The following is a 20,985-nucleotide window of genomic DNA, read 5'->3' on the forward strand; positions in this document are numbered from 1 at the left end:
AATACCTGTAGCGGGCGGGCCTGCGAAGATGCCCACGCGGTCTATTCAGGCTTGACCCGTTCCGACGGCCGGCGCGCTCCGGCCACCAGCTTCTCGATCGCCTTGCTCGCCGCCACCATGCCAAAGGTCGCGGTCACCATCATCACCGCTCCAAAGCCCCCCGAGCAGTCCAGACGCACGCCCTCACCGACAAAGCTCTTCTGCAGGCAAACGCTGCCATCACCCTTGGGGTAACGCAGCTGTTCGCTGGAGAACACGCACGGCACGCCATAGTTGCGGCTGACGTTACGCGAGAAGTTGTAGTCGCGGCGCAGGGTGGAGCGTACCCGCGAGGCCAGCGGGTCGTTGAAGGTCTTGTTCAGGTCGGCGATCTGGATCTGCGTCGGGTCGATCTGCCCGCCCGCACCACCGGTAGTGACAATGGCAATCTTGCGCCGCCGACACCAGGCGATCAGCGCCGCCTTGGCCATGACGCTGTCGATGCAGTCGATCACGCAGTCGAGGTGCTCGGTGATGTATTCGGCCATGGTCTCGCGGGTGACGAAGTCGGCCACCGCATGCACCGTGCACGCCGGGTTGATCGCCCGCAGGCGCTCGGCCATGACCTCGACCTTGGGCCGCCCCACCTGCCCTTCCAGCGCATGGGCCTGGCGGTTGGTGTTGCTGACACAGACATCGTCCAGGTCGAACAGGGTGATTTCGCCCACGCCGCTGCGGGCCAGCGCTTCGGCCACCCACGAGCCCACACCGCCGATACCGACCACGCCCACATGGGCCAGGCCCAGCCGTTGCAGCCCTTGGTCGCCATACAACCGGGCAACGCCGGCAAAGCGTGGATCTTCTGTGCTCATGTTCATACCCCAAAAAACCGGCGCGCATTATATGCCAGTGAGCCCCTGCCCTGCATCGTTAGGAAAGAGACTGCCAACCCTGCTTTAATGTCCTATCACTTCGACATGAATGGACGACGATGTCTTCACGTAAATTCGGCCTGAACCTGGTAGTGGTGCTGGCCATCGCCGCACTGTTCACCGGGTTCTGGGCACTGATCAACCGCCCGGTCTCCGCCCCCGCCTGGCCAGAACAGATCTCTGGCTTTTCGTATTCGCCGTTCCGCCTGGGCGAAAGCCCACAGAAGGGTCAGTATCCCACTGACGACGAAATGCGCCAGGACCTGGAGCAGTTGAGCAAACTGACCGACAGCATCCGTATCTATACCGTGGAAGGCACCCAGGCCGACATCCCGCGCCTGGCTGAGGAGTTGGGCCTGCGGGTAACACTGGGGATATGGATCAGCCCGGACCTGGAGCGCAACGAGCGCGAAATCGCCACGGCCATCCAGTTGGCCAACACGTCGCGTAGCGTGGTGCGGGTGGTGGTCGGCAACGAGGCGCTGTTCCGGGAAGAAGTCACACCGGAAAACCTGATCAAATACCTGGACCGGGTACGCGCAGCTGTAAAGGTGCCCGTGACCACCAGTGAACAATGGCACATCTGGAAGGAACACCCCGAGCTGGCCAGGCACGTCGACCTGATTGCGGCGCACATCCTGCCCTACTGGGAGTTCGTGCCGATGAAGGATTCGGTCGAGTTCGTCCTCGACCGCGCCCGTGAACTGAAGCGCCAGTTCCCGCGCAAACCCCTGCTGCTGTCGGAAGTCGGCTGGCCAAGCAACGGCCGCATGCGCGGTGGTGCCGATGCCACACAGGCCGACCAGGCCATCTACTTGCGCACCCTGGTCAACACCCTCAACCGCCGAGGCTACAACTACTTTGTCATTGAAGCCTATGACCAACCCTGGAAAGCCAGCGACGAAGGCTCGGTAGGCGCCTACTGGGGGGTCTACAACGCCGAGCGCCAGCAGAAGTTCAACTTCGACGGCCCCGTGGTGGCGATCCCGCAGTGGCGGGCCCTGGCAGTGGCGTCTGTGGTGCTGGCAATGATCGCCCTGACGGTGCTGTTCATCGATGGCTCGGCCCTGCGCCAGCGTGGTCGCACCTTCCTGACGTTCATCACCTTCCTGTGCGGGTCGGTACTGGTGTGGATCGCCTACGACTATAGCCAGCAGTACAGCACCTGGTTCAGCCTGACCGTGGGCGTGCTGCTGGCCCTTGGCGCGTTGGGCGTGTTCATCGTGCTGCTCACCGAGGCCCACGAACTGGCCGAGGCGGTATGGATACACAAGCGCCGGCGCGAGTTCCTGCCCGTGCAGGCAGACAGTGCCTACCGGCCCAAGGTTTCGGTGCATGTGCCGTGCTACAACGAGCCACCTGAGATGGTGAAACAAACCCTCGACGCCCTGGCCGCCCTGGACTACCCCGACTACGAAGTGCTGGTGATCGACAACAACACCAAGGACCCGGCCGTTTGGGAGCCGCTCAAGGCCCACTGCGAGAAGCTTGGCGAGCGCTTCAAGTTCTTCCACGTCGCGCCTCTGGCCGGCTTCAAGGGCGGTGCACTGAATTACCTGATCCCGCACACGGCCAAGGACGCCGAAGTGATCGCGGTAATCGACTCGGACTACTGCGTCGACCGCAACTGGCTCAAGCACATGGTGCCGCACTTCGCTGACCCGAAAATTGCCGTGGTGCAATCACCGCAGGATTACCGCGACCAGCACGAAAGCGCCTTCAAGAAGCTGTGCTACAGCGAGTACAAGGGCTTCTTCCACATCGGTATGGTCACCCGCAACGACCGTGACGCGATCATCCAGCACGGCACGATGACCATGACCCGGCGCAGTGTGCTGGAAGAACTGGGCTGGGCCGAGTGGTGCATCTGCGAGGACGCCGAACTGGGCCTGCGCGTGTTCGAGAAAGGCCTGTCAGCCGCCTACGCCCACAACAGCTACGGCAAGGGCCTGATGCCTGACACCTTCATCGACTTCAAGAAGCAACGCTTCCGCTGGGCCTACGGCGCCATCCAGATCATCAAGCACCACGCCAGCGCACTGCTGCGCGGCAAAGGCAGCCAGCTGACCCGTGGCCAGCGCTACCACTTCCTGGCCGGCTGGCTACCGTGGATCGCCGATGGCATGAACATCTTCTTCACCATCGGCGCGCTGCTGTGGTCGGCGGCGATGATCATCGTGCCGCATCGGGTCGACCCGCCGCTGATGATCTTCGCCATCCCGCCGCTGGCGCTGTTCTTCTTCAAGGTCGGCAAGATCGTCTTCCTGTACCGCCGAGCGGTGGGGGTGAACCTCAAGGATGCCTTCGCAGCTGCGCTGGCCGGGCTGGCACTGTCGCACACCATCGCCAAGGCGGTTCTGTATGGTTTCTTCACCAGCAGCATGCCGTTCTTCCGCACGCCGAAGAATGCTGACAGCCATGGGTTGCTGGTGGCGATTTCCGAAGCGCGTGAAGAGCTGTTCATCATGGTGCTGCTGTGGGGCGCGGCGCTGGGCATCTACCTGGTTCAGGGGCTGCCGAGCTCGGACATGCGCTTCTGGGTGGCGATGTTGCTGGTGCAGTCGTTGCCATATGTGGCAGCTCTGGTGATGGCATTTCTGTCGTCGCTGCCCAAGCCCGCAGAAAAGGCTGCCGAAGCGCAGCAGGCTTGAAGTTGCCTGGGCTGACCTGTGCAGCCCATTCGCGGGCACGCCCGCTCCCACAGGCCTGGCACAGGCATTCAGAGCTGTGCGGTACCTGGTGGAGCGGGCGTGCCCGCGAATGGGCCGTGCTGCCCGAAATCATTTGATATAAGATAACGCCCCTCAGATTTCCCCGCCTTGCCTTGCCCCGGAGTCCCCCATGACGGCCCCTGCCGAGCTCTCGCCTACCCTTCAACTGGCCTGCGACCTGATCCGTCGCCCCTCGGTCACCCCCGTCGACGCCGATTGCCAGGCGCAGATGATGAACCGTCTGGGTGCCGTAGGCTTCCAGCTGGAGCCGATGCGCATTGAAGACGTCGACAACTTCTGGGCCACCCATGGCAGCCAGGACGGCCCGGTACTGTGTTTTGCCGGCCACACCGACGTGGTGCCTACCGGCCCGGTCCAGCAATGGCAGCATGAACCCTTCGAGGCGCTGATCGACGCCGACGGCATGCTCTGCGGCCGTGGCGCCGCCGACATGAAGGGCAGCCTGGCGTCCATGGTTATCGCCAGCGAGCGCTTCGTGCAGGACTACCCGAACCACCGCGGCAAGGTCGCGTTTCTGATCACCAGCGACGAGGAAGGCCCGGCCCACCACGGCACCAAGGCGGTGGTCGAGCGCCTGAAAGCGCGCAACGAGCGCCTGGACTGGTGCATCGTCGGCGAACCGTCCAGCACCACCTTGCTGGGTGACGTGGTCAAGAACGGTCGCCGTGGTTCGCTGGGCGCCAAGCTGACCATACGCGGCAAACAGGGCCATGTGGCCTACCCGCATCTGGCGCGCAACCCGATCCACCTGGCCGCCCCGGCCCTGGCGGAACTGGCTGCCGAGCACTGGGACGAAGGCAACGCGTTCTTCCCGCCAACCAGCTTCCAGATCTCCAACGTCAATTCCGGCACCGGCGCCACCAACGTGGTCCCGGGCGAGCTGACCGCGCTGTTCAACTTCCGTTTTTCCACCGAGTCCACCGTTGAAGGCTTGCAGGCACGGGTATCGGCGATTCTCGACAAGCATGAACTGGACTGGTCGGTCGACTGGGCGCTGTCGGGCCTGCCGTTCCTGACCGAGCCAGGCGAGCTGCTCGACGCCGTGGCGGCCAGCATCAAGGGCGTCACCGGTCGCGATACCCAGCCCTCCACCAGCGGCGGCACCTCCGATGGTCGCTTCATCGCAACCATGGGCACCCAGGTGGTCGAACTCGGCCCGGTCAACGCTACGATCCACCAGGTTGACGAGCGGATCCTTGCCAGTGACCTCGATCTGCTGACCGAAATCTACTACCAGACCCTGGTCCGGTTGCTCGCCTGATGCTTGCCTGCCCGCTTTGCCAGGCGCCGCTGAGCCGGCTCGACAATGGTGTGGTGTGCCCGGCCGGCCACCGCTTCGACCGCGCCCGCCAGGGTTACCTGAACCTGCTGCCGGTGCAGCACAAGAACAGCCGAGACCCCGGTGACAACCAGGCCATGGTCGAGGCCCGGCGCGACTTTCTCGACGCCGGCCATTACGCGCCAGTCGCCCGCCGCCTGGCCGAGCTGGCCGCCGAGCGCCAGCCAGGCGCCTGGCTGGACATCGGCTGCGGCGAGGGTTACTACACCGCACAGATCGCCCAGGCCTTGCCGGCCGCCGACGGCTATGCGCTGGACATCTCCCGCGAAGCGGTCAAGCGTGCGTGCCGCCGAGCACCGGCGGTCACCTGGATGGTCGCCAGCATGGCCCGCGTGCCGCTGACCGACGCCAGCTGCCAGTTCATCGCCAGCGTTTTCAGCCCGCTTGACTGGGCCGAGGCCAAGCGTTTGCTCAGCCCCGGCGGCGGCCTGATGCGGGTCGGCCCGACCAGCGGCCACCTGATGGAACTGCGTGAAGTGCTCTACGATGAAGTACGCCCTTACGCCGACGACAAGCACCTGGCCCTGGTCCCTGAAGGCATGGCCCATGCACACAGCGAAACCCTCGAGTTCCGCCTGAGCCTGGCCGCGCCCAAGGCCCGCGCCGACCTGTTGGCCATGACCCCACACGGCTGGCGCGCCAGCGCCGAAAAACGTGCCCGGGTGATCGACCAGGCCGAGCCGTTCGAGGTCACGGTTTCCATGCGTTATGACTATTTCGTGCGCCAAGACTGAGCACATCCGGAGCCCTTATGCGTCAACCTGATATCGAGATCTACCTGAAGGACGCCGACGTCGACCACAAGCAGATTGCCGAATGGCTTGCCCAGGCGATCGGCCCGTGCACTGAATGGAAGCAGAAAGGCCATACCTTCAAATGCCAGGCCGGTAACATTCCGGTCACTTGGTTACCCAAGGCTGTAGGGAAATGGAACAGCCTGTACCTGGAAAGCGACCAGACGCCCTGGGTTGATGACGTTGCCTGCGCCCGCGCCGCATTTGCCGCACTGGGTGTGGAAGTGCGCTGCGCGCCGGGTGGCTGGGTTGAGGAAGACGGGGAAGAAGATGCCGACCGCTGGGTCCGCATCAGCGCCGACGGTGAAGAGGAAATCACCTGGCGTACATCATGAAACGGCCGCCTTGCTTGTTTCTGTAGGAGCGGGTTTACCCGCGAACACGGGCTATGCCCGTGACAGCCACCGTGGTGGCTGCTTCGCGGGCAAGCCCGCTCCTACGGCTTGAAACCAGAGGCTCAGAGGCCCACTACGTCTTCGGCTTGCAGGCCTTTCTGGCCCTGCACGCAGGCGTACTCCACCCGCTGCCCTTCGACCAGGGTACGATGCCCCTCACCGCGAATCGCCCGATAGTGGACGAACACATCCGCACCACCTTCGCGCTGAATGAAGCCATAACCCTTGGCATCGTTGAACCACTTTACATTCCCAGTCTCACGAGACGACATCTGAACTACTCCGGATTTTTATTGTGAAGATCGCCTTGCAGGCATGAGGTCACCTGCCCCGTGCCAACGCCGCTTGCCGAAATATCCTGCAAGTGGCAGGCCGAGTATATGACACAGAACAAAAAAAAATGATGACGGCCCCGCTGTTGGCCGAATTTTGCTGAACTTACGCCGATACGGCAGACTAAATAGCAGGATACTCACCTGATAATCACACCCAGGGCACACACCCCATGACCCGTTCCCCCTTGCGCCGCCTGATTTTCGGCGGCCTGCGTCGCCTGTTGTACCTGTGGGTGCGCTCCGAGACCATCAACCAGTCTTCCATGACCCTCAACCTCGACCGCAGCCGGCCGGTGTTCTACGCACTGCCCTCGCCCGCGCTCACCGACCTGGCCGTGCTCGACCACGAGTGCACCAAGGCGGGGCTGCCGCGCCCGGTGCTGCCGGTAGCCGTCGGCCCACTGCAGGAACCCGCCGGGTTCTTCTACCTGACCCCCGACCCGGACTGGCTCGGCCGCCAGGACAAAAGCGGCGCCCCGCCCACGCTCGAGCGCCTGGTGGCTGCCGTCAGCCAGCATGCCGAAGAAGATGCGCAGATCATTCCTGTCAGCGTGTTCTGGGGCCAGACCCCGGCCAGCGAGTCCAGCCCCTGGAAGCTGCTGTTCGCCGACAGCTGGGCGGTAACCGGGCGCCTGCGCCGGCTGCTGACCGTACTGATCCTCGGGCGCAAGACCCGGGTACAGTTCTCCGCGCCAATCCACCTGCGCGAACTGGTGCAGCACAACAAAGGCCACGAGCGCACCGTGCGCATGGCACAGCGCCTGATGCGCGTGCACTTTCGCAACCTCAAGACGGCGGTCATCGGCCCGGACATCTCGCACCGACGCACCCTGGTCAAAGGCCTGGTCCATGCCCCGCAAGTGCGCCAGGCGATTGCCGACGAAGCACAGCGCGAGAACCTGCCGCTGGCCAAAGCCGAGGCCCAGGCACTGCGCTATGGCAACGAGATAGCCTCGGACTACACCTATACCGCCATCCGCTTCCTCGAAGTGGTGCTCAGCTGGTTCTGGAACAAGATCTACGACGGCATCAAGGTCAACCACATCGAACAGGTGCAGGGTATCGCCCCTGGCCATGAAGTGATCTATGTGCCGTGCCACCGCAGCCACATCGACTACCTGCTGCTGTCGTACCTGCTGTTCCGCAACGGCCTCACTCCGCCGCACGTGGCTGCAGGCATCAACCTCAACATGCCGGTGGTGGGTAACCTGCTACGCCGTGGTGGCGCCTTCTTCATGCGCCGCACGTTCAAGGGCAACCCGCTTTACACGGCGGTGTTCAACGAGTACCTGCATACCCTGTACACCAAGGGCTTCCCGGTCGAGTACTTCGTCGAAGGCGGCCGCTCGCGTACGGGGCGCATGTTGCAGCCGCGCACCGGGATGCTGGCCATTACCCTGCGCAGCTTCCTGCGTTCGTCGCGTACGCCAATCGTGTTCGTGCCGGTGTACATCGGCTACGAACGCGTGCTTGAAGGTCGTACCTACCTGGGCGAACTGCGCGGCGCCAGCAAGAAGAAGGAGTCGGTGTTCGACATCTTCAAGGTGTTCGGCGCACTCAAGCAGCGCTTTGGCCAGGTCTACGTGAACTTCGGCGAACCCATCCGCCTGGCTGGTTTCCTCGACCAGCAGCAGCCCGGCTGGCGTGAACAGGATCACGGTCCGCAGTACCGTCCGGACTGGCTCAACGCTACCACCGCCCGCCTGGGAGAAACCGTGGCCCGTCACCTCAACGAGGCAGCCGCCATCAACCCGGTCAACCTGGTGGCCCTGGCACTGCTGTCCACCAGCCGCCTTGCCCTGGACGAACGCGCCCTGGCCCGCGTACTCGACCTGTACCTGGCGCTGCTGCGCCAAGTGCCCTACTCGCCCCACACCACCCTGCCCGAGGGCGACGGCCAGGCATTGATCGAACATGTACGCAGCATGAACCTGGTGGCCGAGCAGAAGGACGCCCTGGGCCGCATCCTCTATCTGGATGAAGGCAATGCGGTACTGATGACCTATTACCGCAACAACGTGCTGCACATCTTCGCCCTGCCGGCGCTGCTGGCCAGCTTCTTCCTCAGCAGTTCACGCATGAGCCGTGAACTGCTGGGCCAGTATGTGCACGCGCTGTACCCGTACCTGCAGGCCGAACTGTTCCTGCGCTGGACGCCAGAACAGCTGGACGAAGTAATCGACCAATGGCTGGTCGCGTTGGTGGAACAGGGCTTGCTGCGCCAGGACAACGATCTGTACGTGCGCCCGGCGCCCAGTTCGCGGCAGTTCGTGTTGCTGACCCTGCTCGCCCGCACCATCACCCAAACCCTGCAGCGCTTTTACATGGCCACCTCGCTGCTGATCAACAGCGGGCAGAACAGCCTGAGCGCCGAAGCGCTGGAAGACTTGTGCGTGATGATGGCCCAGCGCCTGTCGATCCTGCATGGCCTGAACGCTCCGGAGTTCTTCGACAAGACGCTGTTCCGCCACTTCATCCAGACCTTGCTCGAGCAAGGCGTGCTGCACGCCGACGCGCAAGGCAAGCTGGGTTATCAGGACAAGCTTGGCGAGCTGGCCGAGGGCGTGGCCAAGCGTGTGCTGTCGGCCGAGCTGCGCCTGTCGATCCGCCAGGTGGCCCTGCACCGTGACGACGGGCTGGAAACTTCGGCCCTCTAACGGTTCATCGGTCGGGAAAATCCGCTAAAGTCCCTGGGGTTGGCCACAAGCCAGCTCCAAGGACACCGGAGATTCCATGAAAAAGCTCTTTATGCTGTGTTGCGCATCCCTGCTTGCAGCCTGTTCCAGCCAAAACCCACACAGCCAGGCCAGCCTGGACGGTGAAGTCTTCTACCTGCAGCGTATTGCCCTGCCGCCTGCCGCCACCCTGAGCGTGGAACTGCAGGATGTATCGCTGATGGACGCCCCTGCCGTAACCCTGGCGCGCCAGGCCGGCCCGGTCAAAGGCAACGTACCACTGCCGTTCCATCTCACCTATGACCCCGCGCAGGTCAAGCCTGGCCACCGCTATGCGGTGAGCGCGCGCATCGAGCTGAATGGCAAGTTGCTGTTCATCAACACCGAACACCACGCTGTCGCGCTCGATGGCAGTGACCCGCAATCGGTACGCATCAAGGTAGACCAGGTTCGCTGATACCCGTACTCATCCGTTTACAAGGAAAGCTTCATGATCCGCACTTCCCTGCGCTTCACCACCCTGTGCGCCGGCCTGCTGCTGTCGGCCAGCGCCCTGGCCCTGTCGCTCGGCGACCTCAGCCAGAAAGACGCCACCGGCGGCCTGAAGGACGCCCTGACCCAAGGTGCGCAACTGGCCGTCAAGCAACTGAGCACCCCAGGCGGCTTCAGCAACAACCCGGACGTGCGCATCGAGCTGCCAGGCAACCTGGGCAAAGCTGCCAAGGCGATGAAAATGTTCGGCAAGGGTGAACAGGTCGAAGCCCTGGAAACCAGCATGAACAAGGCCGCCGAGGCTGCCGTGCCGCAGGCCCAGGCAATTCTGGTGGAGGCCGTGAAGAACATGAGCGTGACCGATGCCAAGGGCATTCTCAGCGGCGGTGACGACTCGGCCACCCAGTACCTGAACAAGAGCAGCCGCGAGCAGATCCGCGCCAAGTTCCTGCCAATCGTCAAGCAGGCCACCGACAAGGTTGGCGTGGCCCAGCAGTACAATGCCTTCGCCGCCCAGGCCAAAGGCCTGGGGCTGGTCAAGGATGACGCCAATATCGAGAACTACGTGACCGAGAAGGCGCTGGATGGCCTGTTCGAGATGATCGGCAAGCAGGAGCAGAGCATTCGCCAGAATCCGGCAGCCGCAGCTACCAGCCTGGCCAAGAAGGTTTTCGGCGCGCTGTAGGAGCGGGTTCACCCGCGAAAGGGCCGGGCCTGCTGGCCAATTTTCACCAGCCGCTCACCGTTGCTGCCGCCACCGTATTCGCGGGTAAACCCGCTCCTACACGGCGGCGGGGTTGGACACAGGCCGTTGTAGGAGCGGCCTTCAGCCCTTCTTCACCCTGAACCACGCCGCATACAGCGCTGGCAGGAACAGCAGTGTAAGCACCGTGGCCACGATCAACCCGCCCATGATCGCCACCGCCATCGGCCCGTAGAACACACTACGCGACAACGGGATCATGGCCAGCACCGCCGCCAGCGCGGTCAGCACGATCGGCCGGAAGCGCCGCACGGTGGCCTCGATGATCGCCTGCCAACGCTCCATCCCCGCTGCGATGTCCTGCTCGATCTGGTCCACTAGGATCACCGAGTTGCGCATGATCATCCCCGCCAGGGCAATGGTGCCGAGCATGGCGACAAAGCCAAACGGCTGGCGGAACACCAGCAGGAACAGGGTCACACCAATCAGCCCCAGCGGCGCGGTGAGGAACACCATCACCGTGCGCGAGAAGCTGCGCAGCTGGATCATCAACAAGCTCAGCACTACCACGACGAACAGTGGCATACCGGCATTCACCGATTTCTGCCCACGCTCGGAGTCCTCCACTGTGCCGCCCACCTCCAGCAGATAGCCATCGGGCAGCTTGGCGCGGATGTCCTGCAAGGTCGGCAGAATCTGTTTCACCAGCGTCGCCGGCTGCTCCTGATCGTAGATGTCGGCGCGCACGGTCACCGTCGGCAAGCGGTTGCGGTGCCAGATGATGCCTTCTTCAAAGCCGTACTCCAGGGTCGCCACCTGCGACAGCGCCACGCTTTGGCCATTGTCGGTAGGCAACGCCAGGCTACCCAGGTTGCCCAGGTCACTGCGCTCCTGGAGGGTGCCGCGCAGCAGGATCTCGATCAGCTCATTGTCCTCGCGGTACTGGCTGACCGTGGTGCCGATCAGCGAGCTTTGCAGGAAACTGGCCAGGTGCGCGGTGCTTACGCCCAGCGCCCGGGCGCGGTCCTGGTCGATTTCGAGGAACACCGCCTTGCTGGGTTCCTCCCAGTCCAGGTGCACGTTCACCACATGCGGGTTCTCGCGCACTTTGTCAGCCACTTCACGGGCCAGTGCACGGGCCTTCTCGATATGCTCGCCAGTGACCCGGAACTGCACCGGGTAGCCCACGGGCGGGCCATTCTCCAGGCGCGTGACCCGGGCACGCAGGTCGGGGAACTGCTGGTCCACAGTGCTGATCAGCCAACTGCGCAGGCGCTCGCGGTCCTCCATAGACTTGGCCAGCACCACGAACTGGGCAAAGCTGGCTGCCGGCAGTTGCTGGTCCAGCGGCAGGTAGAAGCGCGGCGAACCGGTGCCCACATAGGCCACGTAGTTGTCGATACCGTCCTGCTGCTTGAGCAGCGCCTCCAGCTGCTTGACCCGCTTGGCGGTATTGGCCAGCGAGGCGCCTTCGGCCAGCTTCAGGTCAACCATCAACTCCGGGCGCCCGGAGGCCGGGAAGAACTGTTGGGGCACGAAGCGGAACAGCAGGATGCTGCCGATAAAGGCGGCAACGGTCAGCAGGATCACCGTCTTGCGCCGCCGTACGCACCACTCCACCAGCCGTCGCACACGCTGGTAGAACGGGGTGGCGTAGGGGTCTGGCGCATGGCCGTCCTTGCCATGGCGTGCGGCATGCAGCTTGGCCAGGTCGGGTAGCAGGCGCTCGCCCAGGTAAGGCACGAACACCACAGCCACCACCCACGAGGTCAGCAGAGCGATGGTCACCACCTGGAAGATCGACCGGGTGTATTCGCCCGTGCTGGAGGCTGCGGTGGCAATCGGCAGAAAGCCTGCTGCCGTGATCAGCGTACCGGTGAGCATCGGGAAGGCCGTACTTGTCCAGGCATAGCTTGCTGCCTTGAGGCGGTCGTAGCCCTGCTCCATCTTGATCGCCATCATCTCCACGGCAATGATCGCGTCGTCCACCAGCAAGCCAAGGGCCAGCACCAGTGCGCCGAGGGAAATCTTGTGCAGGCCGATGCCGAAGTAATGCATGGCGGCAAAGGTCATGGCCAGCACCAGCGGAATGGCCAGCGCCACCACCAGGCCGGTGCGCAGGCCCAGCGAGAAGAAGCTCACCAGCAGCACAATGACCAGCGCCTCGACCAGCACCTGGACGAACTCCCCCACGCCAGCCTTCACCGCCGCAGGTTGATCCGAAACCTTGCGCAGCTCCATGCCGGCCGGCAGGCTGTGCGCCAGGCGCTCGAACTCGCCTTCCAGGGCCTTGCCCAGAACCAGGATATCGCCACCGTCTTTCATCGACACTGCCAGGCCAATGGCATCCTCGCCCATGAAGCGCATGCGTGGTGCGGGTGGGTCGTTGAAGCCACGGTGCACCTCGGCGACATCGCCAATCCGGAAGGTGCGATCACCCACGCGAATGGGGAACTGACGGATCTGCTCGACGCTGTCGAAACGCCCGCTCACCCGCAGATGCAGGCGCTCGCTGGGCGTCTCGAAGAAACCGGCGGTGCTCACCGCGTTCTGCTCTTGCAACGCCTTCTGTACGGCTTCCAGCGGCACGCCGAGGGTGGCCAGCTTGAGGTTGGACAGCTCGATCCAGACTTTCTCGTCCTGCAGGCCGATCAGCTCGACCTTGCCCACATCCTTGACCCGCTGCAGCTGGATCTGGATACGGTCGGCGTAGTCCTTGAGCACCGCATAGTCAAAGCCTTCGCCAGTCAGCGCATAGATATTGCCGAAGGTGGTGCCGAACTCGTCGTTGAAGAACGGGCCCTGGATCTCCGGCGGCAAGGTGTGGCGAATGTCCGCAACCTTCTTGCGGATCTGGTACCACAACTCGGGGATGTCCTTGGAATGCAGCGAGTCGCGGGCCATGAAGGTGACCTGCGATTCGCCGGGGCGGGAGAATGAGACAATCCTCTCGTACTCACCGGTTTCCATCAGCTTCTTCTCGATGCGCTCGGTCACCTGCCGCGCCACTTCTTCGGCGCTGGCGCCTGGCCACAGGGTGCGGATGACCATGGCCTTGAAGGTGAATGGCGGGTCCTCGCTCTGGCCAAGCTTGGTGTACGACATGGCGCCAATGGCCGCCAGCAGAATCATCAGGAACAGGACGATCTGGCGGTTGCGCAGCGCCCAGGCAGAAAGGTTGAAACCCATCGGGACTTACTCCTTGGCCGCCAGGTTCACTACACGGTTGCTGCGGTCCACAGGGCGTACCTCCTGGCCCTCGCGCAGTACATGGCCACCAGCGGCAACCACCCAGTCACCCGGGTCCAGGCCTTCGAGCACCGGCACACTGTCGCTGCCATACGCCCCCAGCCGCACCGTCGCCCGCTCCAGGCGGCTTTCCTTGTTCACCCGCCAGACATAGGCCTGACCGTTTTCCGCAGTCACTGCCGACAGCGGTACCGACAGCGGGATCAGCCCATCCTTGGCGATGAACACCCGGGCGCTCTGGCCCAGCTCAGCCGGAACGGCGGCCGTGGTAAAGGCGACGCGCGCCGCGAACGTGCGCGAACGCGGGTCGGCAGCCGGTGACAGCTCGCGAATGCGCCCCTGGAAACGCGCCTGCGGGTGCGACCACAGCTCCACGCTCACCGGTTGGCCCACAGCGAAGCGGGCGAACTGCTGCTCCGGCAGGCCGATGGCCACTTCTCGCTCGCCATCGGCGGCGAGGGTAAACACGGTCTGCCCGGCGGCGACCACCTGGCCCACTTCAACCTGGCGCTTGGCGATCACCCCGGCCTGCGGCGCACGCAGCACGGCATATTCGGCCTGGTTGCCAGCCACATCGAACTCGGCCTTGGCCTGCTTCAGACGGGCAAGGCCTGCGCGGTAGAGGTTTTCGGCATTGTCGTACAGGGAATGGCTGACCATCTGCCGTTCCAGCAGCTTCTGGTAGCGGTCGCGCTCGGCGCGCACCAATGCCAGGTTGGCCTCGGCAGCCGCCAGTTGGGCGCGATTGGCTTCAAGTTGCAGGCGCACGTCCTGCGGGTCCAGCTCGGCCAGCGGCTGATCGGCCTTGACCCGCTGCCCCTCCTCCACCAGGCGCTTGCTAACCTTGCCGCCAATGCGGAAGGCCAGCTCCGGCTCGAAGCGCGCGCGCACTTCGCCGGGGTAACTGTCGGCAGCGGCTTCGGCCGGCTGCGGCTGCGCCACCAGCGCCGGGCGCGGCGCAGCGGGTGGGGCGGCTTCCTGGCCACATGCCGCCAGAAGCAGGGCAGCAGCGGCGGGCAGAGCGATGGACAAGGCATGGCGCAACATGATGAATCCTTTCGCGGAGTGCACATTTAATATTTGTACTGACGGGTATATTAAATCAGCGCAACGATGCCGGGAAGGGTGTGCGCGGGTTTTTCAAGCGTGCGGTGAGCAGGTAATGCAGCCTGGCTTTCGCCGGATGGCGCCTGACCCGTTAAGATGGTGATCCTTCAACCAGATGCAGACCACAATGTCCAACGACGCACCCATCGGCCCGGGCCGGCCCAAGGACCTGGCCAAGCGCGAGGCAATTCTCGAAGCGGCCAAGACGCTGTTCCTCAGCCTTGGCTACGCCAACACCAGCATGGATGCGGTCGCTGCGGCGGCAGGTGTTTCAAAGCTCACCGTGTACAGCCACTTCACCGACAAGCAGACCCTGTTCTGCTCGGCGGTCATGGCCACCTGCCAGATCCAGTTGCCTGATCTGTTGTTCGAGTATCCCGAGGGGGTACCGGTGGAAGAAGTGCTGCTGACGATTGCCCGCAACTTCCAGGCGCTTATCAGCAGTGACGAAGCGATCAAGCTCAGCCGCCTGATCATGGCCCAGGGCAGCCTGGACCCGAGTTTTGGCGAGTACTTCTACGAAGCCGGGCCCAAGCGCGTGCTCGCTGGCATGGAAGCGCTACTGCGCGGGGCACATGAGCGCGGACTGCTGCGCATCGACAACCCGCTGCGCGCTGCGGAGCACTTCTTCTGCCTGGTCAAAGGGGCACCGGATTACCGGTTGTTGCTAGGTTGCGCGGGGCCGCTGGAGGGCGATGAAGCCGAGGCGCATGTGCGCGAGGTGGTAAGAGTATTCTTGCGGGCTTTCCATCCTGAAAACACCTATCACGCCCCCCGATAGGAGCGGGTTTACCCGCGAAGGGCCGGGCCTACCGGCCAATTTCCACCTGCCGTTCACCGTTGCAGCCACCACCGTACTCGAGGGTAAACCTCCACACTGATCGGTGGTGGACACACATCGGGGGCTGGATACAAGCCAATCCTGCACGGACCACGCTCGCCAATCAGCCAGAGCCCGTTTAACCGACACGCCCACCTAGCATTTTTGCCAGTAGCCAACCATGCAATTCGTCCGCAAGCTTGTATTTAATCTACCAATATAAGCACGCCCCCATGAAAGCTCAAAAACTGAAGATCTTTTACAAAGACAATAAGCTGTCAACTTTGTATACAAGCAGCGCTCAGCAGACCGTGCTCAGCGCCAGTAACCTAAACCTATGCGAAATGATAAGCCTACCTTCGCAAGCGAGCCTCTTGGCCACTGACACACAAGCGTCAACCATCAACATGGTTTCAGAAAGCCAGACGACCATTACTTACGGCCCCTACGGCAATGACAGCAGCCCGCCGGCCAATACATTGTTATCTCGATTCACAGGCCAGAGCTGGTTACCCTCTGCCATAGGCTACTTGCTGGGTAATGGTCATCGCCTGTTCAATCCAGGACTGATGCGCTTTCACAGTCCAGATAGCTGGTCGCCATTTGAAAGGGGGGGAATTAATGCTTACGCTTACTGCATCAATGATCCTATTAACAGATCGGATCCTAGCGGCATGTATTCGATAGTAAAACTCATGAAGGGAGGATACAGCGTAAAAAAAATTTCTTCCCGCTTGGATCAACAAAACCCCAGTCTCACACGCCGAGAATACAAAATACTTCAAAATCACATTACGGCCCAAAAAGCTAAAGGAGCGAAAGAAACAAAAGCCCACGACAACAAAACAAGAAACGAAGGTGACCAAAGAATTCTCAACGCTACCCTCCAAGAATCCATATTAACGAGACTTACGCCTGTAAAAATCAAGGGCAAAACGCGATACATCGGTTCGATAGACCACAGGGATTCAATCAACTCGATAGACTTACCATCCTGGGAAGATCTAAACGACAGATTTGAAAAAATCAAAGCTTTAGGCATGAGCGACATTGCCTCTACCTCCGCTACCTTCTTAGGGACCTGGCCGAGAAACAGGCCACCATCGCAAAACCTCCTTAATTTCACAGGTAATTACATCAACCGGGAAGTAAATAGACTCCGCAATATCGCAAATTGGTCTTAAGGCGAAGCTAACAAAGTGATTTCACAGTTGCGCTCAGGCCTTCAGCGCCTTCTTCGGATATATGTCATACCGGCTCGACTTGCCTTCCAGGCTATGGCTGGGCTTGGGCCCATCGATGATCGGCGCCTTGCGCGGCCGCTTCACCACCACCCGGTGGCTGGCCAGCGCCAGGGCGGCTTCGAGCAGCGCCGGGGCATCCAGGTCATCGCCCACCAAGGGCCGGAACACGCGCATTTCCTTTTTCACCAGGGCGCTCTTGTCCCGGTGCGGGAACATCGGGTCGAGGTAGATCACCTGCGGCGCCTCCCCTTCCCAGGCGCGCATGCGCTCAATGGCGTTGCCGGTCAGCAGGCGCATGCGCCCGACAATCGGGCCCACTTCTTCGTCCGCTCGCGCCCGCGCCAGGCCGTCCTCCAACAGCGCGGCAATCAGCGGCTGGCGCTCGATCAGGGTCATCTGGCAGCCAAGGCTGGCCAGCACGAACGCGTCCTTGCCCAGCCCCGCCGTGGCATCCAGCACCTGCGGCCGGATACCTTGGGCAATGCCCACAGCCTTGGCGATCATCTGCCCGTTGCCACCGCCAAACTGGCGGCGATGCGCAGCCTGGCCTTCGACGAAGTCGACACGCACCGGCCCGGGCGCCTGCGGCCCCAGTTGCTGAATCTGCAAGCCGTCGGCGCCCACCTGCACAGCGAAGCCGGCGGTATCGTCCTGCAGCGGCAGGCTCAGGCGTTCAGCCCACGCCTTGGCCTGTTGCGCATATTCAGCTGTCATCGCCTCGACCCTGATACCCGTGCCTTGCTCTTCCATCGTTCACACCCGAAAAATCAAACCAAGCCCTTAATGAATCGGCAACCACGGCCGATACAGGCAATATCCCGCTATTCTGCCAGAGCACAGCGCGCACGACTGCCATGTCAGATACTCTTCCCATCGGCTTGACCTATTTGTCGCCTGTCGGCAACTACAGTCAGCACAACACCCAGGCACTCGGGGGCGTCAGCCACCTGTGGCAGGATTTCTTTGCCCGGGCGATGGCCGAGCAGCAGGAAGAGCCCGTAGACGGCGTCAGCCAGTCGTTCGTGCAGTACGACCAGGACAGCGGTGAACCCATCGGCGGCGCCCGTGCACTGGCGTTGATCGACGCCCAGCGCGCCTGCCCGGTGCAAGACACCGTGGTGGCACCGCCCGAGCCGCTGTTCCTGCCCAAGGCCGAGCTCGAGGCCAAGCTGCTACCACCCGCGCCCGAGCCGTTCAGTGCCATTGAACTGATCGAGCAGCAGCGCCAGCTCGACATCAACAACAGCTGGCTGCGTCCGGTGGTAATGAGCCAGGGCCAGCCCATTGCCGAGCCCGGCCCTGGCCCCACGCCACGGTCACTATTCCTGCCCATTGCCGAGTTCGAGACGAACCTGCTGGACCCGGCGCCCGAACCGTTCGACGACGCCACCCTGGCCAAGCAGCAGAATGACCTGGAGTTCGACATCCACTGGGCGCGCCCAGTGGTGCTGAACAACGTGCGCGCGTACGCCTGTGGCTAACGACAGATCTGCCAGCGCCCCATGTCCAGGTGAAAGTGGTTGCGGTGCGCAGCGTTGTAATCCGGCCCCAGTACCGTACTGAAGCTCTCGCAAGCCGCCCGCTGCACCCGACGCAGGAATTCGGCCTTCTGCCCACCCGCCTGCCAGTCACGCGCCAGCACGATCCGCTGGCCGTCCTGCAGACGGAAACCGCTGATGTCCAGCGCATTGGCCGTGGCGTGCTGGCTCAAACGGCCCTGCTTACGGTGGTAGACATTGCGGCAGGCAAAGCTGCCCAGGTGATCGACCTGCGTCACCGGTTGCCCAAACACCTCCTGCGCCGCCGGCTGCAAGCCATGGTTCTCGAACAGTGCATAGGCCACCGCCAGCGGGCAACTGGCCAGAAAACTGCTGCTCAACCGCGCCTGGCCGCCCTCGATGCGCCATACGTTCTGCAACGGGCAGTTGGCCGAGGCCGGGCTGTCGGCTTGTGGCCGGTAACGCAGGTGGCTGGTTTCCAGCGCCTGCCGGCACAGCGCTGGGTCATCGCGCAAGCGTGACAGTTTGTAGGGGGTCAGCAGGTTGGGCGGTTGGCGCACGTCCAGCGGCGTCCAGGGGTTCCACAGGGCAGGCAGGCGCCAGCCAAAGTGCCAGGCCAGGCCGGCCACCGTCAGCAGGCCGACCAGTAGCGCCAGCAATGCCCGCATCAGCGGCGGAACAGGTCGTTCAGCTGGGCAAACGGCATTGCCTGCTCACCGTAGCCGAACGTGCCCTCATCGCGAATTTCCAACGCGGCTCGGTGAAAGGCCCCGAGTGCAGCACGGGCCAGCGAGGAGCCCACGCTGATGCGACGCACGCCCAGGTCCTGCAACTGGTTGACGTTGAGCGGCACGCCCGCCGTGCCCATCAGCACATTCACAGGGCGCGGTGCGACTGCCTGCACCACGGCACGGACTTCCTCCACGGTACGCAGCCCCGGGGCGTAGAGCACGTCTGCACCGGCTTCGGCATAGGCTTGCAGGCGCAAGATGGTGTCGTCGAGGTCCATGCGCCCGTGTAGCAGGTTTTCTGCCCGGGCACACAAGGTGAACGGGAACGGCAGGCTTCGCGCAGCCTGCACGGCGGCGCGCACCCGCTCCACGGCCAGCCCGAAGTCATAGATGGGCGCATCACTGCGGCCACTGGCATCTTCGATGGAGCCGCCCACCAGGCCGACTTCGGCGGCACGCAGAATGGTCTGGGCACAGTCTTCGGGCAAATCGCCAAAGCCGTTTTCCAGATCGGCGGCCACCGGCAGCGCAGTGGCGTCGACGATCTCGCCGGCATTGTCCAGTGTATCGTCCAGGCTCAAGGCGCCTTCGGCGTCTGGCCGGCCCAGGCTGAAGGCCAAGCCGGCACTGGTGGTAGCCAGTGCCTCGAAACCCAGGCTGGCGAGCAACTTGGCGGAGCCGGCATCCCACGGGTTGGGGATGACGAACGCGCCCTCGCGCTCGTGTAACGCCTTGAAGGCCTCAGCTCGCAGGGTTTGCACATCCATGGTTCAACCTCCGGCAGTCAGGGAAAGGTCAGAGTAGCCCCAATTGTTCGACCTCAGGGGCGCGCGGCAATTCCGGCAAAGGTGCCAGGCCAGGCAGGCGCGCCATCAGGCGCTGATGGAAACGCTGGGCCAGCGCCGCAGCCAGGCGATTGTCCGAGGTGTGCAGGAAGATATAGGGATTGCGGCCTTCTTCAATCCAGGCGGCGACTTTTTCTACCCAAGGGCTGAGGAAGGTGTGATTGGCCTCCAGTTCCGGATGGCCGATGAAGCGAACCTGCGGATGCTGGCTGAAGGCTGCGGGCCGCGGTGGCACCTTGGGTTTCTTCGACTGCGCATGCAGCACGGCAGGGTCGCGCGAGGTGCAACTGAACAACGCACGGGGGTCGAGGCAGATGCGCTCCACACCGCGTTCGTGCAACAGGCGGTTGAGCAGGCGTTCTTCCTCACCCTTGGCAAAAAAGGCCTGGTTGCGCACTTCCACGGCCACCGGCACGGCGATCTGATCGAGGAAGTGACAAAGCTCACCCAGGCGCGCCGGGCCGAACTGGGCCGGCAACTGCAGCCAGTAGGGTGATACGCGCTGGCCCAGCGGGGCCATCAGCCGGGTGAAGTCGAAGGCAGGCTCAAGCTGGTCACGTAGGTCGCCCTCATGGCTGACATCCCGCGGAAACTTGGCAGTGAAGCGAAAGTGCTCGGGCATGACTTGCGCCCAGCGGGCAATGGTCCCGGGCGCGGGACGTGCATAGAAAGTGGTGTTGCCTTCGACGGCGTTGAAGACCTGACTGTAGAAGCCAAGCATTTGATTACTGTTGGCGTCAGCGGGGTACAGGTAGTCGCGCCAGGCGTTTTCGCTCCACGACGGGCAACCGAGAAAGTAAGGCAGTGGTGACGGATTCATCCATCAAATGTACAGGTCGAGCCCCAGTACTTCCATGTCCCAGTCGGTAAAACCGGCAGTGCTCAGGTAGCTGGCCAGTGCGGTGGCGGTGCGGCGGTCACGGGCACGAGGGAAAACCATGTCCTGCTGCCGGGCTGGCAGTCCACCACCAGGGCGGCGGGTGGTGGTTTCCTGCGGGGCGGCTTCTGCCTCCTCGATTACCTCGGCATCGTCGATGGCCTGGTCACGCACCGCTGCTTTGCGCGAGGTGCGCTTGAGCGGGTAGGACTGCGATGAGAAACCGTCGATACGCAT

General features: G+C 63.1%; 19 protein-coding genes. 10 read left to right on the top strand and 9 right to left on the bottom strand.

Going from position 1 to position 20,985, the window contains the following annotated elements:
- Positions 1-41: 41 nt before the first annotated feature.
- Positions 42-851 carry a tRNA cyclic N6-threonylcarbamoyladenosine(37) synthase TcdA gene (tcdA, locus tag ACF8EA_RS14755; RefSeq protein ID WP_162149610.1) on the bottom strand — a complete coding sequence of 270 codons (810 nt, stop codon included), beginning with the start codon at positions 849-851 and terminating at the stop codon, positions 42-44.
- 119 nt (positions 852-970) lie between these two features.
- Here tcdA and ACF8EA_RS14760 point away from each other — a divergent pair, with 119 nt between their 5' ends.
- From ACF8EA_RS14760 to ACF8EA_RS14775, 4 genes are all read left to right on the top strand, one after another.
- Positions 971-3,562, top strand: coding sequence for a glycosyltransferase (locus tag ACF8EA_RS14760; protein ID WP_021785921.1), 2,592 nt, complete (start codon positions 971-973; stop codon positions 3,560-3,562).
- A 190-nt stretch (positions 3,563-3,752) separates the two neighbouring features.
- Positions 3,753-4,904 carry a succinyl-diaminopimelate desuccinylase gene (dapE, locus tag ACF8EA_RS14765; RefSeq protein ID WP_392522424.1) on the top strand — a complete coding sequence of 384 codons (1,152 nt, stop codon included), beginning with the start codon at positions 3,753-3,755 and terminating at the stop codon, positions 4,902-4,904.
- The gene (locus ACF8EA_RS14770) at positions 4,904-5,716 is read left to right on the top strand and encodes a putative RNA methyltransferase (protein ID WP_021785923.1); all 813 of its coding nucleotides are present in this window, start codon (positions 4,904-4,906) and stop codon (positions 5,714-5,716) included. Before dapE ends, ACF8EA_RS14770 begins: the two co-directional genes overlap by 1 nt.
- Positions 5,717-5,733: 17 nt before the next feature.
- The gene (locus tag ACF8EA_RS14775; protein WP_084850399.1) at positions 5,734-6,111 is read left to right on the top strand and encodes a hypothetical protein; all 378 of its coding nucleotides are present in this window, start codon (positions 5,734-5,736) and stop codon (positions 6,109-6,111) included.
- A 122-nt stretch (positions 6,112-6,233) separates the two neighbouring features.
- Here the strand turns inward: ACF8EA_RS14775 and ACF8EA_RS14780 are convergent, their stop codons facing one another.
- Positions 6,234-6,443, bottom strand: coding sequence for a cold-shock protein (locus tag ACF8EA_RS14780; protein WP_003252255.1), 210 nt, complete (start codon positions 6,441-6,443; stop codon positions 6,234-6,236).
- A 233-nt stretch (positions 6,444-6,676) separates the two neighbouring features.
- Between ACF8EA_RS14780 and plsB the strand changes: the two genes are divergently transcribed.
- The 3 genes from plsB to ACF8EA_RS14795 all read left to right on the top strand — a co-directional run bounded on the left by plsB (position 6,677) and on the right by ACF8EA_RS14795 (position 10,358).
- Complete coding sequence (gene plsB / locus ACF8EA_RS14785) at positions 6,677-9,163, top strand: glycerol-3-phosphate 1-O-acyltransferase PlsB (RefSeq protein WP_392522426.1); 2,487 nt, start codon at positions 6,677-6,679, stop codon at positions 9,161-9,163.
- 76 nt (positions 9,164-9,239) lie between these two features.
- Positions 9,240-9,638, top strand: coding sequence for a YbaY family lipoprotein (locus ACF8EA_RS14790; protein ID WP_392522428.1), 399 nt, complete (start codon positions 9,240-9,242; stop codon positions 9,636-9,638).
- A gap of 33 nt (positions 9,639-9,671) precedes the next feature.
- Positions 9,672-10,358, top strand: coding sequence for a DUF4197 domain-containing protein (locus ACF8EA_RS14795; protein ID WP_021785927.1), 687 nt, complete (start codon positions 9,672-9,674; stop codon positions 10,356-10,358).
- 141 nt (positions 10,359-10,499) lie between these two features.
- On the opposite strand, the gene ACF8EA_RS14800 is transcribed toward ACF8EA_RS14795, so the two are convergent.
- Positions 10,500-13,565, bottom strand: coding sequence for an efflux RND transporter permease subunit (locus ACF8EA_RS14800; protein ID WP_392522429.1), 3,066 nt, complete (start codon positions 13,563-13,565; stop codon positions 10,500-10,502).
- A 6-nt stretch (positions 13,566-13,571) separates the two neighbouring features.
- Complete coding sequence (locus ACF8EA_RS14805; protein ID WP_392522431.1) at positions 13,572-14,672, bottom strand: efflux RND transporter periplasmic adaptor subunit; 1,101 nt, start codon at positions 14,670-14,672, stop codon at positions 13,572-13,574.
- Positions 14,673-14,847: 175 nt separating this feature from the next.
- On the opposite strand from ACF8EA_RS14805, the gene ACF8EA_RS14810 reads away from it, so the two are divergent.
- Positions 14,848-15,513, top strand: coding sequence for a TetR/AcrR family transcriptional regulator (locus tag ACF8EA_RS14810; RefSeq protein ID WP_392522433.1), 666 nt, complete (start codon positions 14,848-14,850; stop codon positions 15,511-15,513).
- A 272-nt stretch (positions 15,514-15,785) separates the two neighbouring features.
- Positions 15,786-16,736: an RHS repeat-associated core domain-containing protein gene (locus tag ACF8EA_RS14815; RefSeq protein WP_392522434.1), complete on the top strand. Its 951-nt coding sequence runs from the start codon at positions 15,786-15,788 to the stop codon at positions 16,734-16,736.
- A 33-nt stretch (positions 16,737-16,769) separates the two neighbouring features.
- On the opposite strand, the gene ACF8EA_RS14820 is transcribed toward ACF8EA_RS14815, so the two are convergent.
- Positions 16,770-17,546, bottom strand: a complete 777-nt coding sequence (locus ACF8EA_RS14820) for a class I SAM-dependent methyltransferase (RefSeq protein ID WP_392522435.1) — start codon at positions 17,544-17,546, stop codon at positions 16,770-16,772.
- A gap of 104 nt (positions 17,547-17,650) precedes the next feature.
- Between ACF8EA_RS14820 and ACF8EA_RS14825 the strand changes: the two genes are divergently transcribed.
- On the top strand, positions 17,651-18,277 hold the full coding sequence (locus tag ACF8EA_RS14825; RefSeq protein WP_392522437.1) for an energy transducer TonB: 627 nt from the start codon (positions 17,651-17,653) through the stop codon (positions 18,275-18,277).
- On the opposite strand, the gene ACF8EA_RS14830 is transcribed toward ACF8EA_RS14825, so the two are convergent.
- From ACF8EA_RS14830 to ACF8EA_RS14845, 4 genes are read right to left on the bottom strand one after another with little or no spacing between them, the layout of a single operon-like run.
- The gene (locus tag ACF8EA_RS14830) at positions 18,274-18,963 is read right to left on the bottom strand and encodes an extensin family protein (protein WP_392522438.1); all 690 of its coding nucleotides are present in this window, start codon (positions 18,961-18,963) and stop codon (positions 18,274-18,276) included. The genes ACF8EA_RS14825 and ACF8EA_RS14830 overlap by 4 nt on opposite strands.
- Positions 18,963-19,793, bottom strand: a complete 831-nt coding sequence (locus tag ACF8EA_RS14835; protein ID WP_392522439.1) for an oxaloacetate decarboxylase — start codon at positions 19,791-19,793, stop codon at positions 18,963-18,965. Before ACF8EA_RS14835 ends, ACF8EA_RS14830 begins: the two co-directional genes overlap by 1 nt.
- Positions 19,794-19,821: 28 nt before the next feature.
- Positions 19,822-20,691 (bottom strand): DUF72 domain-containing protein, encoded by an 870-nt coding sequence (locus ACF8EA_RS14840; protein ID WP_020192467.1) that lies wholly within the window; start codon positions 20,689-20,691, stop codon positions 19,822-19,824.
- 3 nt (positions 20,692-20,694) lie between these two features.
- Entirely contained in the window at positions 20,695-20,985 is a 291-nt protein-coding gene (locus ACF8EA_RS14845) for a hypothetical protein (protein WP_103469416.1), read from the bottom strand.

The sequence above is a fragment of the Pseudomonas sp. YQ_5 genome (assembly GCF_043103305.1).
Taxonomy (GTDB): domain Bacteria; phylum Pseudomonadota; class Gammaproteobacteria; order Pseudomonadales; family Pseudomonadaceae; genus Aquipseudomonas; species Aquipseudomonas putida_Y.

What these genes read in the sequence shown, in the direction of transcription:
- tcdA (WP_162149610.1), bottom strand. Translation starts at nt 851, where the DNA reads ATGAGCACAGAAGATCCACGCTTTGCCGGCGTTGCCCGGTTGTATGGC.
- ACF8EA_RS14760 (WP_021785921.1), top strand. Translation starts at nt 971, where the DNA reads ATGTCTTCACGTAAATTCGGCCTGAACCTGGTAGTGGTGCTGGCCATC.
- dapE (WP_392522424.1), top strand. Translation starts at nt 3,753, where the DNA reads ATGACGGCCCCTGCCGAGCTCTCGCCTACCCTTCAACTGGCCTGCGAC.
- ACF8EA_RS14770 (WP_021785923.1), top strand. Translation starts at nt 4,904, where the DNA reads ATGCTTGCCTGCCCGCTTTGCCAGGCGCCGCTGAGCCGGCTCGACAAT.
- ACF8EA_RS14775 (WP_084850399.1), top strand. Translation starts at nt 5,734, where the DNA reads ATGCGTCAACCTGATATCGAGATCTACCTGAAGGACGCCGACGTCGAC.
- ACF8EA_RS14780 (WP_003252255.1), bottom strand. Translation starts at nt 6,443, where the DNA reads ATGTCGTCTCGTGAGACTGGGAATGTAAAGTGGTTCAACGATGCCAAG.
- plsB (WP_392522426.1), top strand. Translation starts at nt 6,677, where the DNA reads ATGACCCGTTCCCCCTTGCGCCGCCTGATTTTCGGCGGCCTGCGTCGC.
- ACF8EA_RS14790 (WP_392522428.1), top strand. Translation starts at nt 9,240, where the DNA reads ATGAAAAAGCTCTTTATGCTGTGTTGCGCATCCCTGCTTGCAGCCTGT.
- ACF8EA_RS14795 (WP_021785927.1), top strand. Translation starts at nt 9,672, where the DNA reads ATGATCCGCACTTCCCTGCGCTTCACCACCCTGTGCGCCGGCCTGCTG.
- ACF8EA_RS14800 (WP_392522429.1), bottom strand. Translation starts at nt 13,565, where the DNA reads ATGGGTTTCAACCTTTCTGCCTGGGCGCTGCGCAACCGCCAGATCGTC.
- ACF8EA_RS14805 (WP_392522431.1), bottom strand. Translation starts at nt 14,672, where the DNA reads ATGTTGCGCCATGCCTTGTCCATCGCTCTGCCCGCCGCTGCTGCCCTG.
- ACF8EA_RS14810 (WP_392522433.1), top strand. Translation starts at nt 14,848, where the DNA reads ATGCAGACCACAATGTCCAACGACGCACCCATCGGCCCGGGCCGGCCC.
- ACF8EA_RS14815 (WP_392522434.1), top strand. Translation starts at nt 15,786, where the DNA reads ATGAAAGCTCAAAAACTGAAGATCTTTTACAAAGACAATAAGCTGTCA.
- ACF8EA_RS14820 (WP_392522435.1), bottom strand. Translation starts at nt 17,546, where the DNA reads ATGGAAGAGCAAGGCACGGGTATCAGGGTCGAGGCGATGACAGCTGAA.
- ACF8EA_RS14825 (WP_392522437.1), top strand. Translation starts at nt 17,651, where the DNA reads ATGTCAGATACTCTTCCCATCGGCTTGACCTATTTGTCGCCTGTCGGC.
- ACF8EA_RS14830 (WP_392522438.1), bottom strand. Translation starts at nt 18,963, where the DNA reads ATGCGGGCATTGCTGGCGCTACTGGTCGGCCTGCTGACGGTGGCCGGC.
- ACF8EA_RS14835 (WP_392522439.1), bottom strand. Translation starts at nt 19,793, where the DNA reads ATGGATGTGCAAACCCTGCGAGCTGAGGCCTTCAAGGCGTTACACGAG.
- ACF8EA_RS14840 (WP_020192467.1), bottom strand. Translation starts at nt 20,691, where the DNA reads ATGAATCCGTCACCACTGCCTTACTTTCTCGGTTGCCCGTCGTGGAGC.
- ACF8EA_RS14845 (WP_103469416.1), bottom strand. Translation starts at nt 20,985, where the DNA reads ATGCGTATCGACGGTTTCTCATCGCAGTCCTACCCGCTCAAGCGCACC.